Raw genomic sequence first — 7,834 nt, forward strand, 5'->3', positions numbered from 1 at the left:
GAGGTGAATTTTTTGTATCCACTTAATAGAAAAATTGGTAGACCTCGTGCTGTTTCTTGTCCTACTCCTGGTCCTATATCTACTCCTTGCATCGTTTCCACAGCGACATTTAGTAATTTGTCTCCAATTGTTATACCAGACTCAGGTATAGCAACACCTTATCCATCTAGTATTAATGTTACAGGTTTATCTGGTGGGGTTACTCAAGTTACAGTGACAATAATTGGCTTGACTCATACATTTCCTGATGATGTCGATATCTTGCTTGTAGGACCACAAGGGCAAAATGTTATGCTTATGTCAGATGCGGGAAATGGGTTTACTGTTAATAACGTTATATTAACCTTTAACGACTTTGCGCAATCTTTACTTCCTGACGAAACTCAAATCGTTTCTGGTACATTTCAACCAACTAATTATTCCGGTGGTATTGAGCCTATACCCGTAGATTTTTTTCCTTCTCCAGCGCCACCACCTCCATATGGATCAACTTTAAGCGTTTTTAATGGAATAGATCCAAATGGTGTATGGAACCTTTTCGTATTTGATGACTTTTTTATATTTGAAGGTTCTATTCTGGGATGGACACTAAATATTACTACTACTTTTTGTTCTTAAAAAATCGTGATTTTTAGATTATTGTAATAAACGAGTTTATTACAATAAAGAAGGATATGGAATAATCCTTTTTGGTTGTGACATTTTTAATGTAAGACATGCATTTTTTTATATGTATGTCTTATTTGTTTTTTTGTTAGATCAATGTATGTATATTATATTTATGTATAGTTAACATAACACACAATTATCGGTAGCAAGAAAAAAGCGAAATCCATTGATATAACTAGGATTTCGCTTTTTCTTTATTCATCATGATATGCATAAATTTATACATTGTAGATACATTAAGGTTTTTCCGGTTTATGAATCTTCTGTATTAGTACAAAAATCTGTATAAAATCTTGTATAAAAAAGGTAGTTGATTTATTATGTTCTACCCTAATCAATTTTAAAATCAAAGGGAATTCCCTTAAATTCTTGAATAATTATTGAAGAGCGGGTGAACGAGCACTTACAAGAAAATTTATGATATTCTAAAGAGTGAGGTGATAGCTTGAAGGAACATGAATATGTCTTGTTAAACAAAGAAATGAGTGAACGATTAAATATCGGGGTAAGTACTTTAAGAAAGTGGGCTGCCGCGCTAGAAAAGAACGGCTATTATTGGGAGAAAAATGATGATGGTACTCGCTATTATACTCACTATGATCAAGATACACTTATACTGTTTAAAAGTTTAGTACAAGAGCAAAAATTCAACTTAGAACAAGCAGCGAAAGTTATTATATCTAAGCGTGAAGGAAACCGCTCTTCATTAAGAACGGGGGACGCTCTCGAAGAAATACAACAAGAATTTAAAAGTGAAACCCACTCTTCTAGCCGTTCTCTAGCTCCTGTGACAAATGAATCTATACAAAGTTTAATAGATTATATAAAAGAACAAGACAAACTTAATAGACACCTATTAGAAAAAATTGAAGAGATGGAGAAGGAACGAAAAAGTGATAGAGAAATTTTAGAACGTATGGAACATCAACTTACTCGACAAGAAAATCGAGCAAATGAAAGAGATAAAATATTGATGGAAAATATACGAAGTATTCAACAGCTTGCAATTACAAAACAAAAAAAATCTTTGTGGAATCGTTTATTTAATAAATAAACAAAAAGACTCACTCTTTGTTATATGGAGTGAGTCTTTTTTGTTTATTACCGATAAGTAGAGTTATGTAAATAAGTATTTATTTACCGTTTTTTATTTTTTTAAAGGTATATAGTTTAAAAATAAGCATGTAAAACAGAGATTTCCTCTGTTTTATCTTTAGAGATATGGAATGTCTTTAAGTATATTTACTAAGGTAGATCCCTTCAGCCAAACTTGTTGTTGATACATACGTTGACCATTTAATACAAGAGTTTTGGTGGTTGCGTTGTTTCCAGTACCACGTAAGAAAATATCAGAGTCTTTTGACTTAGGGAAATTAGTTTCCTCCATGGGTAAACCTGTTTTAGGTGTAATACGAGTATTTCCGTTTTTGTCTTTCATAATAGATACTTTCAGTTCGTTATTCCAAACTAATTCACGTACTCTATTCCATACGGGTTTGACTTTGTTATATAAGAAATCGTCATCGTACTGAATGCGCTTGAAGCCTTCGAAGACGGTTTGTTCAAGTGGTGTATTTTTATCAGTTTCCTTGAAGATAATGAACAACATAGATTGGTTTGAGAAGAAATCATAGATATATGATTCTTCAAAATTAATTTCTTGATTAGTCCATTCATCAAAGTTGATAGTATCGAATTTCATATCTTCGGTGCGTCCGCCTGTCATGGTTTGTATCATTGTTTTAGGTATCATACCAAGTTTTGCAAAAGTATCAATCTTTCGGAGTTTTTCACGACTTGACCCAAACATATGAGTAATAATTTGTTCAGTGATTGCTTTATTAACTTTACCCTGTGTGTTTCGTTTCAAAGGAATGTTGAGTGTATTTGCGATATATTCAACTGTTTGTCCTTTAAATTCAGTTGTAAAGTCATGAAGTTTCCTGTCGAGTTCTGTATAGCTTGAAAATTTATTAGATGGTTGGAGAGGTTCAAATTTCTCTCCTAAGTATCCTTGTACTATTGTATTAACCACAGAACGTTTTAAACGGAACCGTGGAGGGTTAGGCCATTTTGGTGCAGTGTCTATGTACATCATTTTGTCGCGTAGCTTCGAAATTTTTGGATATTCAGTTTCTGGATTTTCCAAGGTTTCTTGAAGTTTTTTGATAAAATCGCGAACTATAGTCCAGTCATTCTTCAAGATTTTTACGTCAGTTTCACTAAAGGTATGAAATTGATAGCCTTGAATTGTGAAGTTAGCATACTCAGAAGCAGGAACTGTTTTATCTGAGTCATATAGATAATAAACCAATAGTGAATGCTCAATTTTATTCCAAAAGGTTGAGTGGAAAAATTGTTCATTAACAATCTTTTTGGGCGAAACAGCAGTTATACTCATTGGTTCTTTAGCTTCGAGTGCGTGTTTACCACGCTTTGTACGTTTCAATCCGGTCGTTTTTAATTCGGTATCAATTCCGTCTACAAGCAAATCTGCTTTTTGTTTTGTATCGGGTGGATAACCGAGAATGGATTGCTCAACTACGTCGCCTGCAATTCCTGTGATTTTCGGATTGGTTTTGGTTTTGTTGAATACATGATTTATATCAACTTCGCCAAGTGTTTTTCCAACAACAGGGCGAAGAATATTATCTAGTTCTTCACGCGTAAAAATATGGTCAGCCATATCTTCAACCCCTTTTAAGAAATTTTTAAAAGTTTGTTCTCTTAAATTATACTTTTACTTGATCTTTTCTGCTTGTTAAGTTATAATTCGATAATACGAGATTCCGTATTTAGAAAGTGAGTTGAAAAAACTTGATCAAGCTACGTCTTAGTGATATTCTCAGAGAACGTGATATGAAACAAAAAGAATTAGCTGAATTAAGTGGACTTCGCGAAAGCACGGTGAGCGATATGGTTCGAGGTATTCGAACTTCAGTCAACTTAGATTCATTAGAGAAGGTTATGGATTGTTTGGATATAACTGATTACAACGAAATGTTTGAGAAAGTCGAGGAAAAAATGTATGTCTAATCAATTTAATATATTTTCAATGTTTGACGGTGTTGGTGGATTTATCGTCGGACTAGATAACGCCAATAAAAAATTTGGGGAAGAATTTTATAAGACAACTTATTCAAATCAATTTGAGCCAAGCCGTAAAGCGCAGGACGCGTTTGAAGTTGGTGTTTATCGTTTCCCAGAAATGAATCACAGCAATCAAGACATTATGGAAGTGCCAAACAGCTACTTCGATGAAATGAAGGAAAATGGTGTGAATATGATTGTCGGAGGTTTCCCCTGTCAGGATTATTCAGTAGCTCGTTCAAAGAAACATGAAATGGGTATTCAAGGGAAGAAAGGTGTCCTGTTCTGGGAAATTATTCGTGCAACGAACCACATTCGTCCTGAATATTTAGTTTTGGAAAATGTAGACCGTTTATTGAAATCTCCGTCAAATCAACGCGGTCGTGACTTTGCTATTATGCTTGCAGCGTTCGATCAACTTGGTTATTCGGTTGAATGGCGTGTAATTAATGCAGCTGATTATGGACGTGCTCAACGTCGTCGTCGTGTATTTTTCTTTGTATATCGAAACGATACAGACTGGGCGAAACGCATTGATGAAAAATATGGTGTTCCAGGGCAGATTTGTGACGATACAATGTATGATGATTATATTTTCCAAGATGGTTTGTTTGCACGCCAATTTCCAATCGTTCAAAAGCCGTATAAGTCTCGTCAGTGGATGCAAAAATTATCTGAGTTTCGTTCAGATGATGAAGAAAATTACATTCTAGATGTATCAGACAATTTCACCGGTGCAATTTGGAATACAGGTATTATGCGTTATGGTCAATATTTCACAATTGATACTGAGCCAACTATGGAAGAAAAGCCAATGACGCTAGGTGACGTAGTTTCTCAAGCAAAAGACGAATTTGTTGCTGAATACGCAGACAAAGCAGAAGGTGAAAAAGCTTACGCTGAATACATCGATAACTACATTATTCGTGATGAAGCAAAACTTGAAAAATTTCACTATTTACGTGGACCAAAGAAGATTGAACGCACAACTGCGGACGGTCACAAATGGATTTATTCAGAAGGTGGAATGTCCCCATACGACAGCTTGAATATGCCAGCACGCACGATGTTGACGAGCGAAGGTTCAGTGAACCGTTCAACGCACTTTTTGAAAGAAGATGACAACTACCGTTTAATTACACCAATGGAAGCTGAGTTACTCCAAGATTTCCCACCAAATTGGACGAAATATAAAATGACTGCAAACGGCAAAGCAGAAGTTTCTGACCGCATGCGTATGTTTTTTATGGGAAATGCTTTGGTAACTGGTATAGTTGAACGTATAGGTCAAGAAATGGCGACAATTGTTAAGGAGTCAGAAACTCTTGTCTCAATAAATAGGGGTTAGTTTGATATTTTTTTATAATAAGGTTGGTGAGGGTTTAAAATGGATAAGTTTAATAAAGCGTTAGATGAAGCAATTTCTGCATGGATTAAATTAAGTGATGAATGGGAAAAGATTGAATTAACACATTCAGATAAACTTGCAGAAGGGTACCCATTTAATAAAGATTTTGGGGAAATAATATTAGATTTAGTGGAATGGAAAGAAAAGATTAATAAATAATTTTAAAAAACGCTCTAGCTTTGGTCAGCGAGGCGTTTTTTTTTTTTGAAAGAATTATTCTATGACAAAAGTTGTAGATTTTTGACAGACTAAAAGAAATATTAGAAAAAGTGATGGAAATTATAGCTAAAACTATTGGTAAGAGTCAATGGTAAGCGGACTGGAATGGTTCAGCGGTTTGTGCTGATGCATGAAAGGAGCATTAAGGAATTGACACGTGCAGCTGATTTTTCATCCTCTTGGCAGTTCCTCAAAACGAACCGTTTTGGGGATGCCAACCGGCGAGGAAGCCCCTCAAGGATTGAGGGGTTGGGGAGTTCGATTGATGGGGTCAAGGGGAAGATTTCCCCTTGTAGGTTCGGACAAAGTCCGAGGTCTTTTGGTCATGCTAGGCATGGCTCGGCGAAGCCGAAAAGCGTCGCAGACCCCTATAGATTTTGATGCGGAAGCGTCAAAATACGTATAGGGTTACGTTAATTGACACAATTTCGTCGTCTTGCTAGACTTATTGTATCAATTAATCTAGGGGAAGTGGTGGCACTTTATGTTGGGTTCTATCTCATTTAATCAATCTCATCAAAGTTCATTAAGCCATAATAATAGAGAAAACATTTATGGGAATCCTGGCATCGATCCATTCAAGTTAGACGAGAATATCTACTTTGTAAAAAAGGACATTCGAGTTGTATACGAGGATGTCTTTCAAGAAGCGGTAGATAAATACAATGAGAAACAAAAACGGAATGACAGCAAAATTAAGAATTACTATGACAAGATAAAAAAAGATATAAAGTCACATGAGCAACGAGAATTGGTTGTAGCGGTTGAAGAGGGCAAAGATGACCCAAAGTATAGGGGAGCGAAAAAGGAAGCGTTAAAACGGTATACTGAGGTGTTTCAAGAGAGAAATCCGAATCTAGCTGTTTATAACATGGTTTTACATGATGATGTTTAAAGTTTTATGTAGAAATTTGTGGTAAAATGAAAAAGAACCTTGCTCCAACAAGGTTCTTTAAAAATTATTAATTAGGAAACAGTAGGAACCGACCAAGGAAACCTACTAAACTCAATATTCTATGTACATTTTAACATAACAAATATATATAAAACAATAATTGATGTAATTGAATTACATAGTATATATGTTTTTACTAGGTTTCTAGTTTCCTATGAAAAATAGGAGGAGAAATATGAGTAAAGTTGTTAATTTTGAAGATGCAGAAAAAAAGGCTAAAGTTAGAGAAAATAAGGTAGAAGATTTAATTGGACAAGCTCAACTTGGTTTGTCTGCTGAACAACAACAATTATTATTACAAGTTTTACATAGTACAACTGGTGAAGATTATTTTATTGGTAAAAAGAAAAAACGAACTGATGGGGTGAAGTTCGTGCAAATGATTACAGAGAACATTGATTATTTGTGTGAAATTGGGTATTTAACTCAACCAGAAAAGGCATTTTTATTTGATATTTCGAGATTTCTAGAATTTAAATCTAATGTTATTGTTGAAAAAAATGATGATGAAGTCAAACCAAATGCTGCTTCTCCAAGTTATTTGGCAAAAAAAATAGGGAAAACAAGAACATCTATTTCTAAAATGATGAATGATTTACTTGCTAAAGGAGTTTTAGGAGTTGCAGAAACAGGAGTAACAACTGAAGATGGACGAACTTGTTCATCTCGTACTTGGTTTGTTAATCCAAATGTTTTATGTAATGCACCAAAGGATGATGTTGATAGGGCCACACAGCAAATTTTTGCAAGAGCATTACGAGATATTCAACTTGAAGGAAGTAAGAAAAAACATAAGTTGCCTATATATTTATTTTAAAAAAGTGCAATTAGCTATTGCACTTTTTTTTTTGTTTGTTCTTTACAAAAAATAGGTGTTAATTTTTTTTAACACAGGTGTTAATTTTTTTTAACACCTCAAACCTTTTAAACCCTTGCTATTACTGACTTTCTTCACTTTGCTCTTCTCACTCTTATATATATAGCTAAAAGTTCCGCAAGGAACGGGTCGTATTTTTGAGAAAAACACTCAAAAATCTCCACCCTCAGAATCAAAAAGTCGGTTCGTTCATCCTCACCTAAAGGCTACCGCCTTTTCTTTTTGATTCTGTCCTTGCAAAACTTTTTTCGGCTCGTGTGCTTTTCTCGCCAAGCCGACAGACAAAAAGCAAAGCAATCGTTCTCGACTTGGACTAGCAAGTATACGAGCCGAACCGCTTAGATCAATCGCTTAAAAATAGTTCTTATACTGTATATCAATACGTTTAATACGTGGGGTTTCGCCCCCCACACGACGAGCCAGCATTCTAGCCAAAAAGCAAATTTAAGATCAAAAGTAAATAAACTATCTAAGATATTCTATAAATGGGACAAGTATAAGAAACGAAATCATTCTTTTTACATTAAATATAATAGTATAGATAAGTGAGGTGAATTTTTTGTATCCACTTAATAGAAAAATTGGTAGACCTCGTGCTGTTTCTTGTCCTACTCCT

The 7,834-nt window shown here is 34.7% G+C and carries 7 protein-coding genes and 1 pseudogene; 7 read left to right on the forward strand and 1 reads right to left on the reverse strand.

Annotated elements, in window-relative coordinates:
* Window positions 1-618 (forward strand): hypothetical protein (locus tag AAIE21_RS29000; protein ID WP_343269845.1); only part of this gene is annotated, 618 nt, incomplete at its 5' end.
* A gap of 496 nt (window positions 619-1,114) precedes the next feature.
* Complete coding sequence (locus tag AAIE21_RS29005; RefSeq protein WP_343269846.1) at window positions 1,115-1,723, forward strand: MerR family transcriptional regulator; 609 nt, start codon at window positions 1,115-1,117, stop codon at window positions 1,721-1,723.
* Between the two features lie 159 nt (window positions 1,724-1,882).
* On the opposite strand, the gene AAIE21_RS29010 is transcribed toward AAIE21_RS29005, so the two are convergent.
* Window positions 1,883-3,355, reverse strand: coding sequence for a MutH/Sau3AI family endonuclease (locus AAIE21_RS29010; protein ID WP_343269847.1), 1,473 nt, complete (start codon window positions 3,353-3,355; stop codon window positions 1,883-1,885).
* 131 nt (window positions 3,356-3,486) lie between these two features.
* On the opposite strand from AAIE21_RS29010, the gene AAIE21_RS29015 reads away from it, so the two are divergent.
* The 5 genes and pseudogenes from AAIE21_RS29015 (at window position 3,487) to AAIE21_RS29035 (ending at window position 7,158) form a co-directional block, all read left to right on the forward strand.
* Window positions 3,487-3,705, forward strand: a complete 219-nt coding sequence (locus tag AAIE21_RS29015; RefSeq protein WP_087950681.1) for a helix-turn-helix domain-containing protein — start codon at window positions 3,487-3,489, stop codon at window positions 3,703-3,705.
* On the forward strand, window positions 3,698-5,107 hold the full coding sequence (gene dcm, locus AAIE21_RS29020; protein ID WP_343269848.1) for a DNA (cytosine-5-)-methyltransferase: 1,410 nt from the start codon (window positions 3,698-3,700) through the stop codon (window positions 5,105-5,107). Before AAIE21_RS29015 ends, dcm begins: the two co-directional genes overlap by 8 nt.
* Window positions 5,108-5,146: 39 nt before the next feature.
* Window positions 5,147-5,326 (forward strand): hypothetical protein, encoded by a 180-nt coding sequence (locus AAIE21_RS29025; RefSeq protein WP_343269849.1) that lies wholly within the window; start codon window positions 5,147-5,149, stop codon window positions 5,324-5,326.
* A 544-nt stretch (window positions 5,327-5,870) separates the two neighbouring features.
* A pseudogene (locus AAIE21_RS29030) lies at window positions 5,871-6,275 on the forward strand (plasmid recombination protein); the annotation flags it as partial.
* Window positions 6,276-6,516: 241 nt separating this feature from the next.
* On the forward strand, window positions 6,517-7,158 hold the full coding sequence (locus AAIE21_RS29035) for a MarR family transcriptional regulator (RefSeq protein WP_343269850.1): 642 nt from the start codon (window positions 6,517-6,519) through the stop codon (window positions 7,156-7,158).
* The last annotated feature ends 676 nt before the right edge of the window (window positions 7,159-7,834 follow it).

The sequence above is a fragment of the Paenibacillus sp. 102 genome (assembly GCF_039549175.1).
In the GTDB taxonomy this organism is placed as follows: Bacteria; Bacillota; Bacilli; order Bacillales; family Bacillaceae_G; genus Bacillus_A.

Coding starts and splice junctions, on each gene's coding strand:
- AAIE21_RS29035 (WP_343269850.1), top strand. CDS start 6,517: ATGAGTAAAGTTGTTAATTTTGAAGATGCAGAAAAAAAGGCTAAAGTT.
- AAIE21_RS29025 (WP_343269849.1), top strand. CDS start 5,147: ATGGATAAGTTTAATAAAGCGTTAGATGAAGCAATTTCTGCATGGATT.
- dcm (WP_343269848.1), top strand. CDS start 3,698: ATGTCTAATCAATTTAATATATTTTCAATGTTTGACGGTGTTGGTGGA.
- AAIE21_RS29010 (WP_343269847.1), bottom strand. CDS start 3,355: ATGGCTGACCATATTTTTACGCGTGAAGAACTAGATAATATTCTTCGC.